This window comes from Ignavibacteria bacterium (assembly GCA_025612375.1).
In the GTDB taxonomy this organism is placed as follows: Bacteria; Bacteroidota; Ignavibacteria; order Ignavibacteriales; family SURF-24; genus JAAXKN01.
Genome location: JAAXKN010000001.1, coordinates 74517 through 99301, shown reverse-complemented (window position 1 = coordinate 99301; position 24785 = coordinate 74517). Strand labels below are relative to the sequence as shown.

The 24785-nt window shown below is 42.7% G+C and carries 23 protein-coding genes; 7 read left to right on the top strand and 16 right to left on the bottom strand.

The window, feature by feature from the left end:
- Positions 1-39: 39 nt before the first annotated feature.
- Positions 40-1521, top strand: a complete 1482-nt coding sequence (locus tag HF312_00425; GenBank protein ID MCU7518647.1) for a DUF5009 domain-containing protein — start codon at positions 40-42, stop codon at positions 1519-1521.
- Positions 1522-1633: 112 nt separating this feature from the next.
- Here HF312_00425 and HF312_00420 read toward each other — a convergent pair whose 3' ends face one another.
- The 9 genes from HF312_00420 to HF312_00380 form a co-directional block, all read right to left on the bottom strand.
- On the bottom strand, positions 1634-4051 hold the full coding sequence (locus HF312_00420) for a TonB-dependent receptor (protein MCU7518646.1): 2418 nt from the start codon (positions 4049-4051) through the stop codon (positions 1634-1636).
- A gap of 256 nt (positions 4052-4307) precedes the next feature.
- The gene (locus tag HF312_00415; GenBank protein ID MCU7518645.1) at positions 4308-5483 is read right to left on the bottom strand and encodes a SpoIIE family protein phosphatase; all 1176 of its coding nucleotides are present in this window, start codon (positions 5481-5483) and stop codon (positions 4308-4310) included.
- A complete protein-coding gene (locus HF312_00410; GenBank protein MCU7518644.1) occupies positions 5480-7234 on the bottom strand; it encodes a PAS domain-containing protein in 1755 nt (584 codons plus the stop codon). The genes HF312_00415 and HF312_00410 overlap by 4 nt, the downstream gene beginning before the upstream one ends.
- 62 nt (positions 7235-7296) lie before the next feature.
- Positions 7297-7575 (bottom strand): (2Fe-2S) ferredoxin domain-containing protein, encoded by a 279-nt coding sequence (locus HF312_00405; protein MCU7518643.1) that lies wholly within the window; start codon positions 7573-7575, stop codon positions 7297-7299.
- 1 nt (position 7576) lies between these two features.
- Positions 7577-8248 carry a redox-sensing transcriptional repressor Rex gene (locus tag HF312_00400; protein MCU7518642.1) on the bottom strand — a complete coding sequence of 224 codons (672 nt, stop codon included), beginning with the start codon at positions 8246-8248 and terminating at the stop codon, positions 7577-7579.
- A gap of 206 nt (positions 8249-8454) precedes the next feature.
- Positions 8455-9723 carry a T9SS type A sorting domain-containing protein gene (locus HF312_00395; protein MCU7518641.1) on the bottom strand — a complete coding sequence of 423 codons (1269 nt, stop codon included), beginning with the start codon at positions 9721-9723 and terminating at the stop codon, positions 8455-8457.
- A 376-nt stretch (positions 9724-10099) separates the two neighbouring features.
- The gene (locus HF312_00390; GenBank protein MCU7518640.1) at positions 10100-10684 is read right to left on the bottom strand and encodes a hypothetical protein; all 585 of its coding nucleotides are present in this window, start codon (positions 10682-10684) and stop codon (positions 10100-10102) included.
- 51 nt (positions 10685-10735) lie between these two features.
- On the bottom strand, positions 10736-11572 hold the full coding sequence (locus HF312_00385) for a hypothetical protein (GenBank protein MCU7518639.1): 837 nt from the start codon (positions 11570-11572) through the stop codon (positions 10736-10738).
- 136 nt (positions 11573-11708) lie between these two features.
- Positions 11709-12404, bottom strand: coding sequence for an acylhydrolase (locus HF312_00380; protein ID MCU7518638.1), 696 nt, complete (start codon positions 12402-12404; stop codon positions 11709-11711).
- Between the two features lie 298 nt (positions 12405-12702).
- Between HF312_00380 and HF312_00375 the strand changes: the two genes are divergently transcribed.
- From HF312_00375 to HF312_00360, 4 genes are all read left to right on the top strand, one after another.
- Complete coding sequence (locus HF312_00375) at positions 12703-13212, top strand: GNAT family N-acetyltransferase (GenBank protein MCU7518637.1); 510 nt, start codon at positions 12703-12705, stop codon at positions 13210-13212.
- Between the two features lie 392 nt (positions 13213-13604).
- On the top strand, positions 13605-14027 hold the full coding sequence (locus tag HF312_00370; protein ID MCU7518636.1) for a hypothetical protein: 423 nt from the start codon (positions 13605-13607) through the stop codon (positions 14025-14027).
- 2 nt (positions 14028-14029) lie between these two features.
- Complete coding sequence (locus tag HF312_00365; protein ID MCU7518635.1) at positions 14030-14938, top strand: replication protein; 909 nt, start codon at positions 14030-14032, stop codon at positions 14936-14938.
- Positions 14939-14958: 20 nt separating this feature from the next.
- Positions 14959-16323 carry an AAA family ATPase gene (locus HF312_00360; protein ID MCU7518634.1) on the top strand — a complete coding sequence of 455 codons (1365 nt, stop codon included), beginning with the start codon at positions 14959-14961 and terminating at the stop codon, positions 16321-16323.
- Positions 16324-16487: 164 nt separating this feature from the next.
- On the opposite strand, the gene HF312_00355 is transcribed toward HF312_00360, so the two are convergent.
- The 4 genes from HF312_00355 to HF312_00340 all read right to left on the bottom strand — a co-directional run bounded on the left by HF312_00355 (position 16488) and on the right by HF312_00340 (position 19462).
- On the bottom strand, positions 16488-17840 hold the full coding sequence (locus HF312_00355; GenBank protein ID MCU7518633.1) for a T9SS type A sorting domain-containing protein: 1353 nt from the start codon (positions 17838-17840) through the stop codon (positions 16488-16490).
- Between the two features lie 217 nt (positions 17841-18057).
- Positions 18058-18312 carry a DUF2442 domain-containing protein gene (locus HF312_00350; GenBank protein ID MCU7518632.1) on the bottom strand — a complete coding sequence of 85 codons (255 nt, stop codon included), beginning with the start codon at positions 18310-18312 and terminating at the stop codon, positions 18058-18060.
- Between the two features lie 9 nt (positions 18313-18321).
- Complete coding sequence (locus HF312_00345; protein MCU7518631.1) at positions 18322-18579, bottom strand: DUF4160 domain-containing protein; 258 nt, start codon at positions 18577-18579, stop codon at positions 18322-18324.
- 313 nt (positions 18580-18892) lie between these two features.
- On the bottom strand, positions 18893-19462 hold the full coding sequence (locus tag HF312_00340; GenBank protein ID MCU7518630.1) for a porin family protein: 570 nt from the start codon (positions 19460-19462) through the stop codon (positions 18893-18895).
- 345 nt (positions 19463-19807) lie between these two features.
- Between HF312_00340 and HF312_00335 the strand changes: the two genes are divergently transcribed.
- Positions 19808-20416, top strand: coding sequence for a hypothetical protein (locus tag HF312_00335; GenBank protein ID MCU7518629.1), 609 nt, complete (start codon positions 19808-19810; stop codon positions 20414-20416).
- A 125-nt stretch (positions 20417-20541) separates the two neighbouring features.
- Here the strand turns inward: HF312_00335 and HF312_00330 are convergent, their stop codons facing one another.
- Complete coding sequence (locus HF312_00330; GenBank protein ID MCU7518628.1) at positions 20542-20835, bottom strand: T9SS type A sorting domain-containing protein; 294 nt, start codon at positions 20833-20835, stop codon at positions 20542-20544.
- Between the two features lie 530 nt (positions 20836-21365).
- Between HF312_00330 and HF312_00325 the strand changes: the two genes are divergently transcribed.
- Positions 21366-22091: a T9SS type A sorting domain-containing protein gene (locus tag HF312_00325; GenBank protein ID MCU7518627.1), complete on the top strand. Its 726-nt coding sequence runs from the start codon at positions 21366-21368 to the stop codon at positions 22089-22091.
- A gap of 113 nt (positions 22092-22204) precedes the next feature.
- Here HF312_00325 and HF312_00320 read toward each other — a convergent pair whose 3' ends face one another.
- Both HF312_00320 and HF312_00315 read right to left on the bottom strand, forming a co-directional pair.
- On the bottom strand, positions 22205-23956 hold the full coding sequence (locus HF312_00320; protein MCU7518626.1) for a T9SS type A sorting domain-containing protein: 1752 nt from the start codon (positions 23954-23956) through the stop codon (positions 22205-22207).
- A 201-nt stretch (positions 23957-24157) separates the two neighbouring features.
- Entirely contained in the window at positions 24158-24520 is a 363-nt protein-coding gene (locus HF312_00315; protein ID MCU7518625.1) for a hypothetical protein, read from the bottom strand.
- Positions 24521-24785: the final 265 nt, after the last annotated feature.

The following is a 24785-nucleotide window of genomic DNA, read 5'->3' as shown; positions in this document are numbered from 1 at the left end:
TTCATTTTGCTTTGTTGCAATAATTAAGGAAGATTTTTTGTGGAAAACGTGACTTTAACCGAAGTGCAGACATTGGGACCCGAGATAAAATCAAATGAGAAAACCGCTCCTCTTCGCGCCGACGCGCTCGATGCACTAAGAGGGCTTGCAATTCTTGCCATGATTTTATCCGGAAGCATCCCTTTCAGCGGAATAGCAGCGCTGCCTGCCTGGATGTATCATGCACAGGTGCCTCCGCCGGACCACATCTTTAACCCCAATCTTCCCGGAATTACCTGGGTCGATCTGGTATTCCCTTTTTTCCTTTTTGCAATGGGCGCCGCAATTCCCCTTGCATTATCCAAAAAAATAAGTGTGGGAGTTCCTGAATGGAAGCTGGCCCTCCAGTCGCTGGGAAGGGGTCTGCTCCTTGCGGCTTTTGCAATATACATTCAGCACATAAAACCCTACTCGCTTATGTCTGAACCCGGCGCATTAACCTGGCTTACGGGCATCCTGGGTTTTATACTTTTATTCCCAATGCTCCTAAGGCTGCCTTCTGCAATGAAACCGGCTTATAAAATTTTAATCAGAATGGCCGGGTACGGAGGCGCTGCAGTTCTGCTTTCTGTACTGAGATATGCTAACGGAAGCGGATTTTCTCCAAACAGGAGCGATATCATAATCCTTGTGCTTGCAAACGTAGCATTCTTTGGTGCAGTTGTGTGGCTTTTTACAAGGGAAAATGTATTGCTGAGATTGGGGATTCTGGCGTTTTACCTGGCAATCAGGCTTACGCAGAATGTTGAAGGGAGCTGGAACCTGCTCCTCTGGTATGCAACTCCTGCCTCCTGGCTTTACAAATTATATTATCTGCAGTATCTTTTCATTGTGCTCCCAGGTACCATAGCGGGGGACATGATACTGAAATGGATGAATTCAGGAGAGAAAAATGCAGCCCTTTCAAGTGAGGCAAAAAGCAGGTATTCTCTTGCATCTGCACTTTTATTTATTTGTATAACAATCACACTTTACGGGCTTTTTACACGGGCTCTTGTTTTTACTCTCCTTGCAGATGCAGTAATTTGTTTCCTGGGCTATCTCCTTTTAAGGAAAGCTGAAAATGCAACCGGCAGGCTTTACCGGTCACTTTTCAACTGGGGAGTTTACTGGCTTCTGCTCGGGCTTTTCTTTGAGGCCTTCGAAGGGGGCATAAAAAAAGATAAATCGACTTTAAGTTATTATTTTGTTACTACGGGACTTGCCATTTTCTGCTATATTGCGCTATCCGTATTCATAGACTGTATGAAAAAGAAAAAATATTTCAGCCTTTTAATCAGCAGCGGCCAAAACCCCATGATAGCATACATAGCCGGGAGCAATTTCATAATGCCTGTCTTGGCACTCACAACACTGGGTACATTGCTTAATTATATGCTGATCAATCCATGGTTGGGATTTCTGAAGGGCCTTATATTTACTCTTCTTGTTGCCCTGACAGCAGGATACTTTACCAAAAGAAAACTGTTCTGGCGGACTTAAGCGAAAATGTCATCAACCGATGTTTTAAACAAAAAGCCTGAAATCTAAAAAGACTTCAGGCTTTTGTCTTAATAACCTCGAACTTTATTTCTTTCTGTTGAACGTAGAACGACTAGAACATTCCTCCTTCGGCCTTGTCACGTCCATCATCAATATTGCGCTCGCGGTGGGGTTTGTAATCGTTGAACATCCAGGTCAGCCCCAGGCTCACGCTCCTGCTGTTGTTGATCGTGAATTTCTCAAAAGAATAGAAGTTGCTTCCGAATGTTTCATTATCAAACCTCATCGCCCTTAGCAGGTCTGAAAAGCTTAAGTTTACCTTCAGCTTGTTGTCCAGGAACGACTTGCTGAATGAAATAGAAAGATTCTTTGTGGCGTTTGATGTCATTCTGGCGTTTTTCGTCCTGGGACTGTACATAAAAAATGTACTCATGCTTACGTCGTACCAGAGGTTCAGGGCAAGGTTTGCCCTCAGCCACATGCGCCTGTCGGCGTAAGTAAGGTTTTCGCTCAGGTACTGTCCTTCCTGCTCGCGGTAAGTAAATCCCCAGACCACATTCATCATCGATATAAAGTCGGGCAGATGTACCGGCATCTGAGGCGAATTGTAGTAGGGAAGCGTAAGCTCAACTCCGTACAATTTGCTTTTTCCCAGGTTGATAAAGCTGTAAACCGAAACGCTGTCGTCAACATTTCCTGTAAAGCGGGTGAAATTGCCGTTGGAGAATACATAGTAAACGTTTATGAACTGCGACAGGCTCAGGCTGTATGAGTTCAGGAAAAAAGGCTTCAGCCCCGGGTTGCCCATCCTGTAGCTGTTTGGACCCATGTACTGCTTGAAAGGATTAATGTAGTACACCTGCGGATAAGTAACCCTCCTGAAAGTGTTAAATGTGATCATAAACATATCGTTCAGTTTATAACCAAGGTTAAAATTCGGGAAAAGATTGAAGAAATTTCCCGAAAAGTCCTCGCCCGAAGTCAGCTGGTCACCCTGTGTATGCAGGTTCTCGGCCCTGATTCCAGCTTTAAGGTCAAAGCGCCCGAACTTCTGTGAATAAGTTGCATATGCTGCATGAATATCCTCTCTGTACCTGAAAAGGTTGCTCAGACTCATGCTGTCCTGCCATGCATTTGCGAGATATGAAAAATCCCGAACGCTGTAATCGTTATCTCTCGTTCTGTATGTATAGCTGTAGCCCGACTCGAGCTTTGCGGTTTCAATGGGCCTGGTATAGTCTGCCTTAAAAATAAACGTCTTTGCATTAACGCCCGTGCTGCTCTTCTGCTGATAGGGGGTAGATGGGCGGTAGCTGTAGCCTATGCTGAGGTCCGATGTTGAAGGCATATCCATATCGGTATACATGGCATCAAAGGTTATCTCGTGCCCCTTGTCGGCAAATTTCTTCTTGTAGAATCCGTAGAATGAAAGGTTTGCCCACTTGTTGCCCGATTTGCTGTTGTTGCTGTAGGTATACTGGGCTATATTGTTTTGATTCCAGACCGTATTGCCGCTCTTGTTGTCGCCGTCGAACTTTGTTCTGCTGTAGGCTCCGTAGAAAGTAAATGAGTTGTTGGCATCCAGGTCGTAGTCTGCCCCGAGCTTGAAATTGACCATGTTGCCCGGCATAGTGTTATCGCTTCTGCCATATTCATGATAGAGGCTTTTGCTGTCGTAATTAAACTTGTTTGTTTCACTTATAAAGCTCTGTTCGCCGAAGCCCCCGAAAAATGAGGTGAAAATGTTGAGCTTGCCTTCTTTGTAGTTCATGTTAAGCCCGCCGAAATTCATTTTATTTGTAGATGAGCTGACGTTAACCGAACCGTTATAGTTATCCATGTCATTTTTCTTTGAAACGAGGTTCAGAATGTATGCTCCTCCCTCAGCGCTTTCCTTGGCGCCGGGTGCAAGAATAACCTCCACCTGCTCGATCATTGAAGCCGGCATCTGCGAAAGCATATCCGCGGGCATCTCAAACGGGCGTCCGTCCATCTGAAGCTTTACAGACTGGCCCCTTACCGTGATATTGTTGTTTGAAGGGTTCACTTCCACTGTACCGGAATTCTTCAAGGCATCAGTTACAGACCCGCTGCTTCCGGGCACCCGGTCCATATTTATAACCTGCCTGTCCACCTTGTATTCAACCATAGGTCTTACGGTCTGTACTACAATTTCAGGCATCTGTATTACGGTTGATCTCAGCTTAAAAAGCCCAACGCGCGGGGTCGCTTCCAGATCCACTGAATCCAGCGTCTTCGTCTGGTAACCTATCATCGAAAATTTAACCCTGACGTTTCTTTTTTTAATGTTATCAACTGAAAAGTTTCCCTTTGCGTCCGTGGTGCCGCCGCCCAGGTTTTTATTGTCCGCGCGCGACAAGATGACAACATTAACGCCTGCAAGTCCCTTGCTGGTCGCGCTGTCGGCAATTGCGCCGGTAACCTTGTATGTTTCATGAGTTGTCTGGGCATTACCCAGGGAATAGAATAAAATGAGCATAATAAACGGGAGAACAGGTCTGAGTTTCATGGATTCCTCAATATATTACAAAAATGGACTGAATTACATTCCTGCGCGCCCCACCCGGGCGGGGGACAATAAAAATAGGGAAACATAAAAAAAGGCCGGATTGTGCAGCTTCCGGCCTGCATATAAATAAACAAATTAAGAGAAACTTTACATCTTTAGACGCATTATGAACATATTATGTTCCCGCGCCCTGAGAAAAACTTTGCATTAGGGACCTTTCCAGGAAATAAGCCCCAAATGGGCATTAAGATTGCAGTTAAATATAGAACAGGTGGATCTCCTTTACGTACTCTTCTTCCAGTATGGCCTTAATCTTTTTTATTATGTTCCTTCGGATCTCAAGCTCCCTTGGAAGCGAGGGGTCCTGATGCGCCTCATTGATGCGAGTCCCGACGTAAAAGTCGATTATGTCGCTTTCCTTTAACAGTTTTACCAGATCAGCCGCCGCGGTCTCATCCTGCCAGTTGTCCCTGTCCTTTAAGAGCTGGTATGTTCTTGTAAGCGTAAGGATGCCTTCCGTTACAAGATCGATACCGGACATCTTGGAGGCTGCGGGCAGATCCCCCTGTCTTTTTATGGAAGTTTCTACGGGCAGATTTAACTCCCTTGAAATAATATTTGCAGTAGTGCCCCCGCAGATTACTTTTTTCCCGTTATACTGAATTAGCTTCTGTGCGTAGTCTGAATCCTTTTCAGGGTGGAAAGGGGGACCGGTCATTACAATAGTCTTTCTGGGACGGCGGTAATAAAGAACAGAACAGGTCATGTCGTCATGTGCCTGCGCATCGGGCTCGCAATGCCTTGCCTTAAGGATTATCTCTTCGGAAAGCCTTGCGGCGGAAATAAAAGGATTTTTTGAAACCAGAGAAACAATGAAGTCCCTGCATCCTTTTTCACGCCATCCCATTGGAATATTCCTGCTGCCAAGTCCTGCCTGAGTTACTCCGTCAGAGAAAATTATTATCCTGTCTTCCGGCTCCACATTCACCTCCGAAATTCGTATGGTCCTGTTCTGCCAGCCGGCAGCAGTATAGAGTTTGAATTCAGAGGGAATAATTTTGTCTCCCCGAAGGTGAATAAACTGCGGGTTACCCATCTCAATTATTCTGGTCTCACCGTAGAGCTGCGTATCAACAACTGTCAGGGTCGAGTAACTGATCTTGCGCACCTCGCACACCGGCAGCACGTCCATAATAATCTTTATGGATTCAATAATATCCATTTCATTTGCAATAAAACGAATTGCCATTTCCGCGGTCATGCACGACAAAATATTGGCTTTTACACCGCTTCCAAGCCCGTCTGAAAGTACAGCAATGCGCCTGTGCCCCTCCCGGAACTGCTTTACGGCAAATGAATCGCCGCAGATCTCTTCACCGGACTTCTTTTCCTGGGCATAATCGATATCTACAAACATCTGCTGGTCTTTCATTTCTCCTGAGACCCCTGCTGCTTTATTAGTACCGGCTGCGCTTCGTCATTCGTAAAGCCTTTGGCAATGGATCTTAAAATAATTTCGGTATCAGCCATGTGTTCACCCAGAAGCTTGGCAATGCCCTGAACAGTATTCAGATTTTTTCTGAGCACTTCATTTGCCTTACTTGCAATGGCCTCACGCTTTGCCTCTATGCTCGTTGCATCCTGTATTATTGCGCCTACGGTCTGCTGCGGCTCAATGGTGAATATGCTGATGTTGAGAAGCTTGCCATCCGACTTGAAGTTCTCTCTTGAAATGTCATCTCCCGTCCTGAGTGCGGTCTTAAATAAATTTGCAAACGGCAGTATCTTCTCAATGTATACACCGTTTAATGTTGAAAGCACCTTGTATATCTGCAGAGTCTCCTCGCCGAACATTTCGGCAAAATGCCTGTTGCATTCAATTACCCTTAAACCGGAATCTATTATGACTGCAGCCGAGGGCATGCACCTTAAAAGCGCATTTGCCTTTTTCTGTGCCTGCTTTTTCATGAAAGAGGCACACATGGCTGTCTCAGCCTTTTTGTTGATCAAAGCCTCTGCAAAGAGCCGGCACGTATCGTAGCCGCAGCCTCCGCAATTCAGCTCGTCGGAAGGGGAAGTCTTGCCGATTTTAGCCAGCGCCAGAGTGAGTTCACTTTTTGAAGATGAATCCTGTTTTGCAGGCAGCAAGTAGGGCAGGGGAAGATCCGTACTGACGCAGGGGGTCCTCTTTTGGTTTTTCTCAGGATAAATTACCCTCTTTCTGACCTGCAGCCTGTCATTTAACCCTGTGCTTGCCTCCGATCTGCACGGCCCGTTGATACAGCCCCCCTTGCAGGCAAGTGCTTCCAGGAATATATTTTTATCCAGGCTGCTGCTCTCAAAATTCTCAAGGTAATATCTTAACCCGTCCAGCCCGCTTACGGAAAAGGTTTCTGTTTTATTTCTGTCAAGCCAGCCCGTAAGAGTTTCATTCATTCCTCCTTCAATCGGGTAAACGCTTCCTTCATGGGCAGGCCAGGGAATAAAACTCTCGCCGGAGTTTTCAGGGCTAGCCGGCAGTTTAATTTCTTTTGCTGAAAGCCATTCCTTCAGTTCATGAAACGTCAGCGCCAGATCCAGCATATCCTTATTGCGGTCGGCCTCAAGCTTTTTTGCCGTGCACGGTCCGAAGAATACTATGCCGATATCATTGCCGTATTCTTTCCTTAAAATCCTCGTATGGGCAAGAAGGGGAGATGTAATTGCGGTAACGTTTTTTTTGTAAGCCGGCATGTACTTACTTATGTACTCCACTACAGCCGGGCATGCCGATGAAATAGATAATGCGGCTTTTGATGCGTTAAGATCATCAATCAGGCGTGCCGAGACTTCCTGTGCACCCAGAGCGGTTTCACTGACGCCGTAGAAGCCGAGCGCCTTTATGGCGCTGATCAGGACTGATGAATCCATATCCGGAAATTCTGCGGCCCAGGAAGGTGCAACTGAGGCAATAACTTTGGCTTTTCTCTGCAGAAGATTCTCTGCCCGCTTTACGTCATTTCTTACCTTCTTTGCCTTGGCCGGACATATTGCCACACAATGTCCGCAGGCTGTGCACAGTTCTTTTATTATGCTGGCGTGCCCGTCCTGAACGCGGATCGCCTTCGAAAGGCAGCCCCGCACGCATTTATAACAGTCCTGGCACTCTACAATTTCGGTGTATATAGGATGGCTGTGATCCATACCTTGTCTCCTGCTTGCTTAAGATTATTCATCCAAATCTGAAAAAGCATGAAATTTTAATGTTACTGATTATTATCTGAGTATCCTTTCTTTAACATCTGATCCAAAAGGTCAAGCAGGCAGCCCGATTCAACCTGGTTGTGAATAACTCCATCTATTAGAATGTTGGGCCCTTTACAGCACCTTCCCTCGCACCTGCTGCCGGAAAGCTCAACTTTCTCCTGCAGCCTGTAATTCGAAATGCATTCTTCAATTATCCCAAGGTTCTTATCATTTCCCCGTGCAAAACAGGAACTTCCCATGCATATGCATACTTTTTTCTTTTCTGTGTCAATTGCCATATTATTTCACCGGAGCCTTTGATTTCCTGTCAATTGAAATGGACAAAACTGCAAGCCCTGCTGCCAGATCTTCATTCTGAAGAACTACATCAGAGGGGACTTTTAGTTCCTTGCTTGAGAAATTCCAGATCCCCTTAATTCCGCAGGAGACCATTATATCCGTTACTTCCTGTGCCGATTCTTCAGGTACGCACAGTATTCCTATATGCGGATGCAGGCGTGAGGCCAGTTCCGGAAGCATTTCAAGCGGATAGATATTTTTATCGTGGACTGTCTTATTTACTTTTTCTTTATCAGGATCGAATGCGGCTGCAATGTTTAATCCATACTTCCCAAAACCATTGTAACCCAATAGCGCTGAACCCAGATTTCCAACCCCGGCTAAAAATGCTATGTCTTTCCCCTTGAAAGTAATGACATTCTCAATTGAAATAATTAAATGCTCAACGCTGTAGCCTATGCGGGGCTTGCCGCAAATGCCTGTAAAACCCAGATCCTTGCGCACCACAATTGGTTTAAGATCCAGCTCCTGCGCAATTCTGTCTGAGGAAACAAATTCTCTGCCCTCTGATTTAAGCTGGTTTAACAGCCTTAAATACCTGGGCAGGCGGCGTACGGTCGGCATTCTGATTATAGTGTCAGGCCTTTCGGCATTTTCCGGGAAGGAATCCATTAAAACATGCTCGTATTTTATTGATATTTATATATCGATATTTTAATATCGAAAAATACCGCATATTATTCATGTGTGCAAGAATTTTTTGATTTTTCTGGCCGGGAAATATGCCCATTTAAAATGGAAAACCCCGGAAACAGTTTTAACAGGCTGCCTCCGGGGTAAATAATCTCGCGGTACACTAATAAAAATGCATTAAAGGACTATTTCAGGAGCAATAGCTTCCTGGAATCCATGAACTTTCCTGCCTTTATTGTGTAAATGTACACTCCGCTCGGAAGCTTCGATGCGTTAAACTCCACCGAATGACTGCCGGCCCTTTTAACTTCATTTACCATGGTGGCCACTTCGCTTCCCAGAACATTGTAAATTTTAAGGCTAACAAATTCTTCCTGCGGAATTGCGTAAGTGATCCTGGTCGAAGGGTTAAAAGGATTGGGATAATTCTGCGAAAGTGAATATGAACGGATGCTTCCCGTGCCCGGGCCGTCTTCTACATCCGACAGAGGCGGATAATAAACTGAAAGACCCTTGTTAATTGTTCCGACCCATATAGCCCCGCTTGTATCAGCAGTAATTGCCGTAATGGAATCGCTTGCGATGCCTGAATTGGAAGTGTCGTAGACGCTCCAGTCGGGGGCAAGGAATTTATGCAGGCCTCCGGTTTCTGTCCCAATCCACTTCTGATCATTTTTGTCTATGAAAATTATACTTACAAAGTTACTTTTCAGTCCCGAGTTATAAATATTATAAATATCGCACGTTGTGCCTGCATGGGCTACAAATCCCTGTCCCTTGGTGCCCACCCAGAGGACTCCTTTTTTGTCGATAGTTATCGTCTGAACATCATTGCCCGGCAGGGGGGAGTTGTCCTTATTGTTGATCATCCAGTTGGTCCCGTCATACATTGCAACGCCGCTGTCCGTGCCGAAGACCGTAAGGCCCATCATGCTGTGGTAGGCAACACAGTTTACGTGATTGCTGGGGATCTTGGAGTTTGAAGTGTTATAGACAGTCCAGTTTTTGCCGTCAAACTTGGCCGCCCCGCCGGTGCCGGTTCCAATCCATTTATTCCCGTGGGGATCTATTGCAACGTCGGTTACCCATTTATCCCCCGGCAGGGGAGAGTTGGAGCTGTTATAAACTTTCCAGTTTTTGCCGTCGAACCTTATAAGTCCCGCGCAGAATGTGGATAGCCAGATAGTATCCTTACCCTCGATTGTAATTTTGCCCGGGTAGAGGCATGTTACGGCAGAATTTGATTTGTCGTAGAGCGTCCAGTCCTTCCCGGCAATTTTAACGAGGCCTTTGTCGGCCGAGACCCATTTAACGCCAAAAGAATCAACTGCCACGGAGTTGATCTTATCCGAGGGCAGCTTTGAGTTTTTAGTGTTGTATGTCACCCAGTTTGTATCCTGGCAGAAGGAATAGGAAGAGGCAAGGATCAGAACAAATAAACATAGCTTTTTCATAACGTCCTCTCATATTTATTATTTCATCATTACAACCCTTTCTAAATAGTTCCAGTCATTACCATGACTTTCAGTATAATTATCCATGCGGCCGCAGAGTTCTTGTTAGCCTGGTGGAAGGTTATATTTATTTGCACCCAAATATAAACAAATAATTTGACCGAAGAACCGCAAGTACAAAGCGAAGATTTAACGGGCTGTCTTAAAATGTGAAGCCCTGGGAAGGGCCCGGCCAGGCCTTCCACGGGGCTTTTTTTAATCAAAGGAACTCCTTACCGGATTAAAAAACCTTGAAATTACTTCAAAAACGGGGCTGATTTGAAAACAGCTCCACATTGTGCTATAGATCACAAAAAGAAGCTATACATGCTGAATCTCAAAGGCTGAAACAATAACTCATTCCGAATTTCAAAATCCATTTCAGGTTTACGTCCGGGAACACTTCTGATAAAGGGTGATAATGGTCGTTAATTACAATAGCCTGATTTATACGGTACCCGATCTTTTGATTTAACCCGTGCTGAAGCATCAGTTCAAGCGCGAAATGCCTTCCGGGGTTAAACCCTAATCCCAGGGCAGGCATAAAGAGGTCCGCTTTCTGCGTGAAGTAGTTCCCGTGAATGCCGTCAGAAAACTCCTTATCATTTACGTGGTGATAAGCTACTCCGCCAATGGCATAGAGGTCTTTATAGTAGTACTTTGAAAATATTCCTGCCTCAATGCCGTTATAGCGGTCCTCCCAGTTATAGCCCAGCCGGGCCTCAAAGGCAATGTCCATCTCCATAAAGGCTGTACCGGTAACGTAAAAAGAAGAAAAGATGGGGCTGGATCTTATGAATTTTTCGGGACCTGTATTCATCTGTTCGCTGTTAAGTCTAAGGCCGGCCTGAAAGGTCTGGGCAGATGAAATTGATGAAAGAGACAATACAGAGATCAGAATTGAGATGCAAAGCGTTTTCATAAAGTTATTCCTGATTATCAAACATGTTACAGGTATAGAGAGAAATCAGCATTATAGGGTAAATGAAACACCCACAGAGAAAGCAAGACTGCTGAAAGGGAAATATTGCTTACGCTGTTGTGCGGGGCTGTTTGGATCCTGTGATGCACTTGAGTCCCAATTCTCCACAAAATTCATTTTCTTTGATGAGACAGATAATTTCGTCAGATAATCTATTCCATTTACCTGATATTTTTTCATTTCCGCTTCCTTGGGGGCGTAAGACAAATTTTTGCTGCTGATTTCAACAAAAAGGTCGATACTGCTATAAACTTCGTATGAAGTGCCGACGGCGGCATTCAGTCCCAGCATTGAACCTCCGCTGTACTGCGTCTCATTTGAAAAAGCACTTCTGTAATTTTCACTGTTTATATTAATACCTGATACGTTGCTGTTTATAGTTCCAAAACTGAAAACGGGACCTAGCTTCAGATATGGTTTGAAACTCTTCAATTGTGTCCTCAGTACCATAGAGGGATTGATCATAAAGGCAGTGCCATAGTTCTTATAATCATAAACAAGTTTTTGGCCATCCAGAAAGTTATATTCTCTATGTAAAGGATAGCTTGAACCGTCCAGGTACTGGAGTTCCAGGTCAAGGCCAATATTCTGATTTGCAAAGTATCCGAATCCGGCACTGAAATAGGCTCCCTGGCCGAAAGAATAATCCTTTGTCTTATAGGAATAATTGGAGACGTTTGGGGCAGTTTCATTAGAAAAGTAGTCGTAATCAGTTTGGGTTGAGATCCCGATTCCATATCCGGCATGGAGCCTTACATAGCATTCCTGCGCGAAATTAAAGCCTGATGATAAAAGAACTGCCGTCAGAATAAAAGCCTTGAGTTTCATTGTTTCTCCGTGAATAATTGAAAATGAGAAGAATTTATTGAATGATTGAATCATCCTTTGGTAGTCTTAATCCTGTTTTCCCCCCGGGGTCCCTGCGCAACTCGTTTTTCAATAGTGCCGGGCAGAATGTTTACTTTTACTCAAGCACCTTCTTTATGGCTCCCAGTACCAGATCCTCCATTATTTTATAACCGTCATAGTTCGGGTGCACACCGTCTTTCGAATATTTAGCATCCAGTCCCTTGCTTTCATCAACCAGCAGTGGATAATAATCCACATAAGGAATGTTATTTTCATTGCAATAAGACTTAATCATTGAGTTCAGCTTTATTATATCTTCTGCCGGTTGCAATTCTTTGCGCCATGGAAATTGATAAACCGGTAAGACCGACGAGAGAATTATTTTTATGTTATTTGCCTGGGCCAGCTGGACCATAGAAACAATATTTCCGAAGACATACTTTAATGCAATAGGGCCTGCGTTTTCTGCAATGTCATTTGTGCCCGCCAGAATAACAACCAGGGCCGGTTTCAGGTCAATTACGTCCTGTCTGAAACGGATAAGCATCTGCGAAGAAGTTTGCCCGCTTATACCTCTGTCGAGATAACCGTTTACCTTAAAAAAGCTGCTGTCTATAATAGCCCAGGATTCAGTTATTGAATTACCTAAAAAAACTACCCGCTTTTCCCCGGCAGCAGGGAGATCTAAATTATCATTAGAAGCTGCGTACTTATTCCAATTTACCCATTTTGTAATGTCAATATTTTGGCTATAAGCGGAATGCTGGAATAATACAAAAAAAAGAACGATGTAGCTGAAAATATTTTTCATGATTAAACTTTGTATTCGTAATTAGATATTATTTGTGGATTTTAAAATGCACTAAGTACTTGAAAAACGCAAGCCTCATGATGCCATAAAGGCAGATGTGCGTGTAAATTGGTCAAATACTTCAATCACAAAGAGTATCAACTGTGAATGAAATATTTAAGCAGTTGAGCCTTTCATGCCAGCGCAACATATAATGGGAAATATTAAATGATTCAGAAAACGCTGGCATTCCACGCAAAATTAAAATAATTTTCCGGAATAGTTTAAGCCCATTTTTCAGAAGAAGAGCAGGAGTGGGATGATTAAAACACCAAGACTTATACTTATCCCGGCAACAGGAGAGATGCTTAGGGCCGAAGCGGGGGACAGGACGAGGCTGTCTTCTTTGCTGAATGCATATATTCCTGAGAGCTGGCCGCCTGAAACACTTATAGATGCAATCCCCTGGTTTATTGAACAGCTCGATAAGAATCCGGGAGATGAATGCTGGTACTTCTGGTACGCATTGCTTGAGAAAGGGGAGTCTGCAGAAAATGTGCTTGTAGGCTCCGTTGGCTTTAAGGGGGCGCCGGATAAAAATGGAATGGTGGAGATCGGTTATTCAGTTCTGGACGAATTCCAGGGAAGATCAATTGCCACCGAAATGGCATCTGCAATTACTGAGTGGGCCTTAAAACAGAGCGGCGTTAAAATGGTAACTGCACAGACAATGGAGGACAATTATGCTTCCAGAAGAGTACTCGGGAAATGTAAATTCATAGTGAAGGAACAGCAGGGTAAAAGAGTAATATTTATAAGATCCTGCTGAAAAGTTCCTTTCTGAAGCGGGATGCTTGCCTTATATATCTGCGAAATTATCCTTTAAAAACAGGCTTAAAGTATACTTAACTGCAATAATAAAATCTTACCTTTTGTAAAATTAGCGCAATTTATGGCGTAAATGTGCAAAAAATGTAAAAATGCGGCCGGATTGTGACTAGTAAAACTTGCATTTAGGAAACTATTATGTATATTATAATAGTTGTACATTATTAAGGGAATCCCCATTTGCATCAAATCTACTGAAATCTGTTCTCTTTTTCGGATCCTGCAGCGCTGGAAGTATTATCCGGGGCTGGACCCCTCAGCCCGGGAATGACATTTAGCATTAGTGTTCCCGCACCTTTAGTCTGGATTATACAAATTGCCGGAGGAATGGTCATGAATGCTGAGAAAAAACTGCTCTGCGTCTTCTTCAGTCCCGAAACCCCCAATGAGGCAATGCTGAATTGCCTGCTTGCTCTTTATAAAAGGGATTTTCAGGCTCCTTTGAACAGGACTGTCGCAGAGGCAGTTTCAGTTCTGGTATATAAGTCGGAGAACATAAACCCTTATGCAGTTTCTGAACTGCTGCGGGAGAAAATACCCCGGGATTCTTTTCTGCCGGTTCTTAAGTATCTCCATGAGTTGTATCTGATCATTAACAGGCACCACGAGTTCACCTGCCGTAATTTTCCGCCCGGTGTGCCCGGAAGCGGCTTGAGGTACCCTCTTTTGCTTACCCGTCATATAAAGCGCCTTACGCGTTATTTCACAATGCGCAGGCGCAAAGAGTCTTTGGTTAATATTAAGGGAAAGGACTAGCCATGGAACAGAGGACGAAAGAGCCTTTTTTACAGGTATGCACGTGCATGTTCGAGGAAAGTTACAGGCTTGAGATTTCCGGCCTGCAGTTAAGGGTGCTTTTATCAGTTATGAGGCATACACTGGGTTACCATAGGGACTCGCATGAACTGGCCGTGAGGTTTATTGCCAGGGATATAGGTTCAACATTCCCAAGGGCCGCACAGGCGCTTGAAAAGCTTATTGAAGCCAATATAATCTTTGTCCTGGAGGAGGCCGCAGCCGGCCATAAAGGAAGGGTGCTGTCTGTAAATAAGGACTATAGGACATGGATAAGATTCCATAAGTATAAGTCGCGCGGAAAGCCTCAGGCAAAAGTCGCTGAAAAGGATTCCATCGTTCCCATGGAAAAAGAGTCCCCAAAAGGGAAACAGTCCCCATTTGGGACACATCAGAGTGTTCAACTGGGAAACGCCCAGAGTCCTCAATTGGGAAACAAAGGAAATATAAATGAATATAGATTAAAGAAAAAAGAAGACCCGGAAGCATCTTCTTCAGAGGCAGGCAGTCTAAAAGAGGAAAAATCAGGGGACAAAATTTCAGGCAGCCCCAGGCGGTATTCCGCTGAATTTCTGCCTCTGGAAAAGGAAACAATATTTTACAGGGGGGACAACTTTTATGTAACCTGCGCACTGAAAGAAAAGCTTACTGAGAAACTTTCCCTCAGGTTTTCCGAGGATGGATTACGCGCTCACTTCTATAACATGGACGAATATATAAGGAACCAAAAGGCTCCCAGGCGCGATTACGAAAGCTTTATAAGGAACTGGCTCTTAAGAGAAATGAGATCATCTTACAGCGGCGTCAATAGATCATACCCGAATAACTACAATGAACCGTTCGGCTCTACTGAGAATTACCAAATCATTTAACATCAAAAGGAGTAAATCTCATGGATAAGACATGCCTCAAATCTAAAAAAAAGCAGCTTGAAGTCTTCGTCCTTAGCTGTATTATTTATGATCCTGCACTGACTTACATAGTTTTGCAGAGGCTTCCTTTACGATGTTTCAGCGGCAATGAAAGGGTAGTATACAGCCTCATAAAAGAGCTCTATAATGCGGGCAGCCTGACGGATGCAATGCTTGAAGCCTCGTTCAGGCAGAACGGAATCGTGATAAATGATTATCTGAAAACAGACTTCATACCGGACGAGCCTGCGCTCATATTCCAGTGCCAGGAGCTCATGGATTGCCATATCGCACTTGAACTGAGCAGCATTACGCCGGCCTTAGTGGGCAGGGCCATTGAAACAGGAAAAGGCCTTGATGAGGCTCAGAACCTGACCGGCCGCCTCGAAGAGCTTGTTAGCCTCAGGGACAACTTTTACACCGATATGACACTCGCAGAAATCGTGCCGGGATATTTAAGCCGCCTTGAGGAAGAAACCCTAGCGCCGCTGGAGAATAATTCTTTAAGGTTCAGGAAGCTCCATCACTTCAACATAGCCACAAACGGGCTCAAGCTGCAGAACCTGATGGTAATTGCGGGCGCATGGAAGGTGGGTAAAACCACCCTGGCACTTGAGATGGCGTGCGACCTGGCACTGAATTCAGGGTACAAAGTGGGCTACATGAGCCTGGAAGTAACAGAAGATGAGTTTATACAAAAGATCCTGAGCGCAAAACTGCACATACCCTTCGGGCACCTGAGGCAGCCGCAGATGCTTACAAAAACCGAGATGGAAAGACTCAGGGAGGCTCCTGAAGTGTTAAAAGATGCATCAATTTATATCCATACAGGATCCATGAACGATGAAGAGGTGAAGTCCAGAATGAGGAGCTGGGTCATAAGCTGCGGTGTAAAGTGCGTATTTATAGACTATGTAAACCTCATTAATGTTTCCCGGATTTTGCGTTCAAGGGAAGAGGAAGTAGCCTACCTGTCAAGAATGCTGAAAAGCCTTGCCGCTGAACTTAACGTCTGCATTATAGCCCTCACACAGCTTAACCGCACGGCCGTAAGGGAAAAAGATGACTCGGCTGTAAACTTAAGCGAAAGCATAGCTCTTGCACGCGACTGCAACTTCCTTTTCTCTGTTTCCAGGCCCGCTGCAAACAATGCGGCGGAGACAATAGAGTACAATAAGAAAATTTATCTTTCCAGTGAAATATTCTTCATTAATCTGTGCGCCTCGCGTCATTCAGTGCAGGGAATCAAGTTCCCGCTCAGGCTCGAAAACGGGGAGTTAGTTGAGCTGGATGCTCCGGAGGAAACTCCCATAGTTCCACCGGCACTTCCTCTTCTGCCGGCCTGAGGGAGGTTAAGAAGAATCGGGCGCATGGTATTAAATCCTTATAAAATTAAAGTCCTTATACTTTTATATGAACATAAATCAAAGATCAGGCCATCAAAGATCGCCCAAAACAATAAGATTTGAGCCAATTGCAAGAAGTGCTTTGACTATAATATTGCCTGATGCTATTTAATCAGGATGAGTTTCTTTGAAGCTCTTAACTCTCCGGCGTGAATTGAATACACATACATTCCGCTCGGCAGGGAAGAGCCGTTAAACTTTATATAATAATCTCCTGCAATTTGTTCTTTATTTACGAGCGTCTGAACTTGGCGTCCAAGCATGTCAAAAACCTTCATCTCAACGAATGAAGCTTTGGGAATTGAATAGTTGATTGTAGTAGTGGGGTTGAATGGGTTAGGATAATTCTGGGAAAGGCAAAAGTCAGACGGGAGTTCCGTTTGACCATCCTTTACCCCTGTAATCTTACAAAGATCTGCCCGGAGAAGTGTATGAGTCATTAAATTGTAATCGTCACCAAAAATAAAACCTGTATTATCCCTGATCATAATTTTCTTTAACTGTGAACTGATGCCGCTAGCTTGTATCTCCCACGACTTCCCGCCATCTGTCGTTCTTAAGATCTTTCCGGTATTTAGCTTTCTGGGATCGGCGCAGGTAATCCACCCGGCGGTGTCATTCAAAAATTTAATGTCCGTGAATGCTCCAAAATCCTTAAACTGCTCGTGCTGCCAGGTTTTACCACCATCAATTGTTGAATATATGAATCCCGTAGAGTGGTCCCAGTTTGTACCCACGGCAAATCCTTTATCGGGAGTGATAAAATCGACTCCATACAGTATCATAGCTAAAGAATCCTGGTATTGCCATGTTTTACCTCCATCAGCAGTCACAAGAATGGCTCCGCTGTCAGTAGCATAGTTGGAATAACTGCAGACAATCCAACCCAGGTTGCGATCTACAAAATCGACACCACTTACGTATGGCAAATAAAAGTTATCTTCTCCCTTTTCCCAGGAACGGCCTCCATCCCTTGTAAACCACCTATTGTCGTTGAAAAAGATCCCGTTGTCTTTGTCGAAGAAGTAAATATTATCCCCTCCCGAATAATAGTGTTTCTGAGGAGCCAAAAGTGTCGAGTCCCAGCTTTCCCCGCCATCTAATGTTCGAAGTGAAGTAAAGGTGCTGTCAAAGAAGTTCACATCTACTGTAATTAAATGGTTAGGGTCAAGCGAAAACATTGTAAAGGTTGAATACCTGTTGGTAATCTCTTTCTTCGTAGTCTCCCAGTTATGACCGCCATCAGTCGTTTTATATAGTACTTTTACAAAATCAATATGAGGGGTATTGTCATACGTTGTGTATAGCCAACCAATGTTCTTACTTGTGAATATAATCTGGGCTATCCGACCTACCGTATCCGGTTTTGGGAAATTGGGGTTAAGTTTTACCCATGTCTGAGCTGAAACAATAGATGAAATAAAAAGAACTGCCAGAACTAAGTTTAACCTGAGCATTGGGAGTCCTCCTGAAAATTTAAGCTAATTGACTTCCTTAATTTCCTATTGAATTAATCTTTTGTAAATGCTGTTCAAAGATCGGGCCGGAATAAGCTGCCTAAAAAACAAGAATCCGGCAGGTGGAATGAAATTTAATTGTCAGAAATTTGATGATATATCAGATTTCTGATAATCAATCTCATGGCAGGCAAGGCAAATGGGGGCGGGGTGGGTTTTAGGCGGATCTTCTTACCTCTTTCCCTATTTCAAAGAGAAATTCGGGAGCAAAATCTGCACCATTAGGCCATTCGATTGTGTTGGTATCCCTGTTGAGAAATGCTTTTCTGAAATAAGATTCATCTTTAAGGGGCTCAAATACTTCTCCGTAGAGTTCATTCGAAAGATCTACATCCTTTTCAATTCCATTATTGAACCTGACTTTTAGACTGTAACCGCCCTTAAATTCAAAATGCTCAATATGTAAAAACATAATCATCCTTTAGTGAAGTGGAGGAATATTTTTCAATGATTTTCTTTGCTTTGTCAGCTCCCAATTTTCAAGAAGCTCATTTCTGTATTTGTCTGTCCACTCGAAAATCATTGTAAGAGCTCTTTGGGACATTTTACCTTCAATGTTTCCTGTCTGTATTTCCACAATTATTTCCTGCTCCTGATACCTTGCGTGAAAATGAGGAGGATTGTGGTCATTGTAGTTCATGAATATTATAATGCCATAAAATCTGCAAATTTCCGGCATAATCTTTTATCCAATTCTTGCTTTAAATTACCACAGAAATTTATCTAAATCAAATATTCTGGAATATATGTGTCGGCTCTATTAACATTCCAATGAGTGAAAGGAGGGGAGAAGAGAATCTTGCATTTATGTGCAGTCACAAAAAAAAGCCCCAAATCGTGTGGTTTTGAGCTTCCATTTTTTGCGGAGAGACCGGGAGAAAGTTCCCCGCCACAAAACATATTTAACTTAGGCTGATTTATGCTTTTTCTCTATGCCGGTGTCCTGAAAATGTTCTGAGTATTTTGCTACCAGAATAGATCCACATGATTTATCAGTAAATAAAATATTTAACTCCCATAAGCAGATTACCGCCATATTCATCTCTTATATGCAGATTGGCTTCAGCAATTAAATTCAGATTTTCCCAGACATTTACGTCCGCCCCCATGCCCAGGAGGTACGCCTTAAAAATCTTATTATCTTTGGAATCCAGCTTCGTATAGACCCCTTTTACGTAAACGCCCATTTCATCCGTATTCTGGAGCGATAGGCCGTAGCCTCCAATAAGGTAAAAATAGCCGATATTCCACTTTAGGCTGCACAGAAAATCAACAAGCCTGATTTTGGGATCCTTCTGTACAAGATTCATATAAATACCAGTGGCCTCTACTTCGTGCTGTGAGTAATATAGCTGGGTTTGTAGAGAGAAGTTGCTGCTTATGGGGAATTCTACCCCTGCCGAGGTCTGCAGGGCACTGCGCCAACTGCTGGATTCGTTAAAACCATCAAACTCATAGCTGGATGGGCCCATTTTTAGTACAACTGCGACGTTCCTGTTTTGTGCAAACCGGATGCTGCTTAAAAGCACCAGAAAAAGAAAAACTGTGTGAAAACGTTTCATATATATTTCTCCATGTTTTCCCAAACCAGTAAGTTCCCAATAATTTTTCTATATGTATTATATGGTGACGAAGAGCGTTTTCGGAAAATTTTCCTGAACAAAATAGAAAATTAAGAATTTATTACAGAATGGGCCACATTATGTAGAAATTTGCAAGGACGGGAAAGGGGAAAAATAAAGAACATATCCATTTTTCCTCCCTGGAACGTTGGTTGTTGAACAAACATTTCTTATTATTTAATAGAAATTTATTCGTTTTATAATACTTTGAGCTCTTAGTTTAAGAATCTGTGTTTTTGCTTGCTCATTAATCCACCTTTATAAATAAAATTCCTGGTGCACACTATGCAAAACAAATTGTTTCTTATAGTTATTGTTTGCTCAATGATTTTGGGCTGCCAAAAATCCTCAAATCCCACATCTTCTTCAGTTGCTTCAGAAACACCGCCTCAAAATTTCGAACGTTTTTACAAAGGCACATGGGAAATTCAGAAAGACAGCGCAGACAGTACACAGTTCTATACTTTCCAGCTGAAGCTTGACTTTGACAGGAATCTATACGGATGGCCTAAGGTAACATATGGGGGCGATAGTATGGAAGTCAATGCAGCGATGGTATATATGCATACATTTGTCTTTTATGGAGATTCCCTTAAGATAAAATCAAATACCGAGATAATTGTTCCTACCTTTTTCCTGGACAGCTTAGTTTTTCTTAAGGATAAATTAAGCAAAAATTATCAATTCAAGATTTCAAAAGAAAAGCTTTCAGAGTTACCTTTATCCAATCAAAATGGACCTATTAACGTAGTCCTGGCCTGGTATGTACAGGCAGGGCATATTCAGAACGAAACAAGCATTCAGGAAATACGAAATAAATTGTACTATGGAACTGGACAGAGTGCATATTTTCTGCCGTTAGAAAATAAAATCATAAACTTCCCTTTGCAATAGGGGAGTAATTAACTGCCAGGAAAAGACCTTAATGAAAAAGGCCGGTCGTAATTGACCGGCCTTTTCTTCTAATGCTATCTAATTATCCTAAAGAACTCCCGCCATCAATTATATTTTAGCTTATCCTATAGCTGCTTAATCAGGATGGGTATCTTTGAGACTCTGAACTCCCCGGCCTGTATGGAATATACATACATCCCTGTGAGCAGCGAAGAGCCGTCAAACTGAAACTTATACTCACCTGCACTCTGCTCTTTATTTATCAGAGTTGAAATCTGACGGCTTAACAGATCATAAACTTTTAATTCTACCAGAAACTGTTCAGGAATGGAATAGCTGATTGAAGTAGTTGGGTTAAATGGACGTTGTTCAAAGATCGGGCCGGAATAAACAGCCTGAAAAATTAAATTTTGGCGGATAGAATAAAATTAATATTCAGAAATTTGATAATATATCAAATCTTTGATAATTAATCTCATGGCAGGCCAGAGAAATGGGGGCTTGCATTAACGAAAGGGCACAGAAAAGCCCAAAGCCGTGTGATTTTGTGTTTTTTTTGTGGCGGGACCGGGATAATCCTTGTGTCCGGGCGGTATAATTTCCTGTTATTTACTTAATCTTTTTTAAGACCGTAGGCTTAGAAATTGCTTCTATGTTATTTCCCGGTTTTCTTTTATCTTTGATGGCTGTGTGAACAGGTTCTTGTTAACTTAAGTTTTTATTTAGAATAAAACCGAACAGGCCTTAACTGCAAGCATTCTTAAAAGTAAAATGTGTCAAATCCACTTGACAGAATAGCTTTATGCCTGGTTATTATACCTGCCGGTTTAATTGCATGTTGTATCGTTTAGAGGCTATACAGGAATATTTTTAACGCATCAGGCATCCGGTGCCTGATATAATGGAAAAACTTACTTACTAATTATCATAAATTTCTGTATACAGCCATATGAAACGACTGCTCTTAAGTTTAACATTTATTTTATGTCTGGTTGCTCAGATCCGGGTACAGTGGATACATACCAACGGGCCGTCCGGCGGTTATAGTTTTTATTCCCTGGCTGTAAGCGGGAATAATATGTTTGCCGGAACAAATGGCGGAGTATTCGTGTCAACTGACAATGGCGAAAGCTGGACTCAGCGCAGCACTGGATTACCATATAACGATATTTACACTATTGCAGTTAGCGGTTCTAATCTTTTTGCCGGGACTCCCGGAGGGGTATTCCAATCGGCAAATAACGGGGCGAACTGGAGTAAGGTCAATACGGGCCTTACAAATACTAGTGTTAAATCTCTGGCAGCAAGCGAATCTGACCTCTTTGCAGGAACTGAAGGCGGGGGAGTATTCAGCATGCCGTTAAATCTATTGGGCACATCCGGAGTTGAAACAGGTAAAAACCCGGGGCCTGACAAGTATTCCTTAGAGCAGAATTATCCCAATCCTTTTAATCCAGGTACAAACATTACATTTTTATTACCAAAGAGCCAGTTTGTAAGTCTAAGGGTTTACGACATACTTGGCAATGAGGCGGCTGTACTGGTTAACGGATACAAAGAAGCAGGGACTTATACTGTTCATTATGATGCATCCAATCTTCCCAGCGGAATATACATTTACACGATCAGGGCAGGACAGTTCACCGATTCAAAGAAATTACTGCTATTTAAGTGAGGATACAAAAAAGCCCAAAGCTGTGGGGTTTTGGGCTTTCTTCTTTTTTGCGGAGAGACCGGGAGAAAACTTTTCGCCATAAAATATACAGTATTGAATAGATGAGCTCAAAATTACTTAAGGATTAGTAGTTTCCTGGAATCTTTGAACTGGCCTGCCTGCAAAGTGTATATGTACACTCCGCTGGGCAGGGAGGATGCGTCAAACTGAACCTTATACTCTCCTGCACTTTGTTCTTTACTTACAAGTGTTGATACTTCACGTCCCAGCATGTCAAATACTTTCAGGTCAACAAATGCCCCTTTTGGGATTGAATAGCTTATGGTTGTTGCCGGGTTGAAAGGATTTGGATAATTTTGTTTAAGATTGAATTCTGTTACTACAGATGTGTTTTCAGGATGTATAGAAAGTACATTATCATTTATCCATTTCAAAGCTTCTTTAACTACTGAATCTTCTCCTTTGTTTACGTCCTCCGGAGTAAACCAAACATCATCATCCACTTTCTGTTTATTATGCGTCAGATATTCCCCGGGATTACTAATATCCATACCGTTATATTCGGCAAAATCCAATTCGATATTAGAAATCATAATTCTTGAGGCGGATGCAAATGCTGAAGATGTGGACTTCCCGAATACCCTTACTTTGGGATGGTACTGCAGTCTTTTTACAATAAAATCAGAAGCGCTTATTGACATTGGTCCAGTCAGTACGGCAATCGGCTTATCAAAATAAGCAGTTGAATCATCTGAAAAAATGTAATTAGATGTATTCTTCATTTGAAAATGATCATACGGGTTACTTCTGGTAACTAAAGATAAAGTAGGAGCAGAATTCTTAAAAAGAAGGCTTAGTCCCCAGTCACTTTCCCTTACATACCCGCCATAATTTGCTCTGAAGTCCAGAATAAGACCTTCAGCCTTATTGACATTTATCAGCGAATCCAGTGCGTTATGAAATTTCACTGAAATTCCACTAAACCAATTCCAAACGTAGATATATCCTACTTTTGTCCCTTCCACCATGCCCCAGGCAACAGACCAATTATTGCTTTTATCTATCCATGGTACTCCGGGAACAGGCAACTGTTCGGAATAAGTAATATTGAATTTCTTATTTACCAAAAGATTTGTAGGGATGTGGACAATTTCGCCTGTTCTGAATTTCTTTATATCAATTGTATCGAACAAGTGCCAGTTCTGTCCTGCTCCTGAAAGCCATAGGTGCGTGAATGCCTCATTGTTTGATCCCCATTGGCTTGACATATTAATGGGTATTTCAAGCTTATGCAGTTCCTTATAAAGTATTTTCCAGGGTACGCCGTCATAGCCCAGAACAATATCTCCTGGTATCAAGCCAAGCGGATGATTCTCAACAGCCTGATATACCAGCAGTGAACTGTCAGCAAGGGGTGTGAGTCCGGCCCCGAAACGGGAATCTCGTCCCCAAAAGCCTGTATAAAGGATGGGGGCTCCAGGAGGAGCATCTAATACATATCTATAATTTACTCCCGGATCTGAAAAATTTGTGTGTGTTTCCTGAAGACTTAATCCAAGATAATTCATGATAGCCGCAAATCTGCCCCTGCTTACTCCACTTTCTATTTCAGGTCTGTACTTATCTTTTAGCGCTTTCCAGTCAATATCAAGGTTCTGAAAGCAGGCATACTGGCGGTCTATTGTGTTCCAAACGGAATCAAACACTGCCAGTTTAACCGCAGTTGGATTTCCCTCTCCCCATGTTGTGTCGATAATGGTTTTCCAGTCACGATTTAAAGCCCTGCATTTAACCGGATTAAAGTTCTGGGAAAATATAGTTGATGTAATTCCAAGTATAAAAATTATGAAGTAGAGCCTTTTCATCAAATGTATTCCTAAAAAGTAAAGACTATTGCAGATATTGTGAACGCAGTGCCTGCGGGCAAATGTTACCTATATCCAAAACTACGCCCATGTGAATTTAACCAAATTTCGTATAAACCAGAAACATCCTTCTTGCAAAGTAAAGGGTTTTAGAACTTAAATCCGGGACAGATGGATAATTTAATTTATTTCTCATGTGAATTATTGAAATCCATGAAAGCTGGTAACGAATAAAACAATATTTCCAATCAGACTCGCTCCTGCTACCAGAGAAGCTGTCTTAAAGTAACTTACTTCCTTTATTTTAACTGATTTCACATCCTTATAAGGGAGAACCTTTGTACCCGTTGTATCCACGACATAAAGACCCTTATCGGATTTATATACTGCGTTTGGACGCTCATTCATTATTAACCTGCCGTCATTTGTCTCAACAGAGACAATAATGTCGCTGTCCTTAACTTCATTAAGATTATTCTGAGAATTAACAAAACGTTCTGAATAGCAGGATGTCAGTGTAAGCATAATGGTAAAAAGAAGAATTGAACAGATGCCCTTTTTCATGAATTCCTCAGAAGTTGGCAAAAAGCTATTTCCTTATACATATATATATATGGTGACGAGAAGCGTTTTCGGAAAATTTTGTAAAAATCTTTAACTCTTCCTCAAATGCGTTTCCCTTGGGAAAAGGAAGTTCCTATTATCACCTGATTTCTCTCTTGACTTTGTATACATTCGGGTGTACTTTATGGGTGTATGTATTATACATATATTCCATATGTACTTAATTGTATATCATGGGGTCTCTGAGAAAATACGGTTAGCTCTG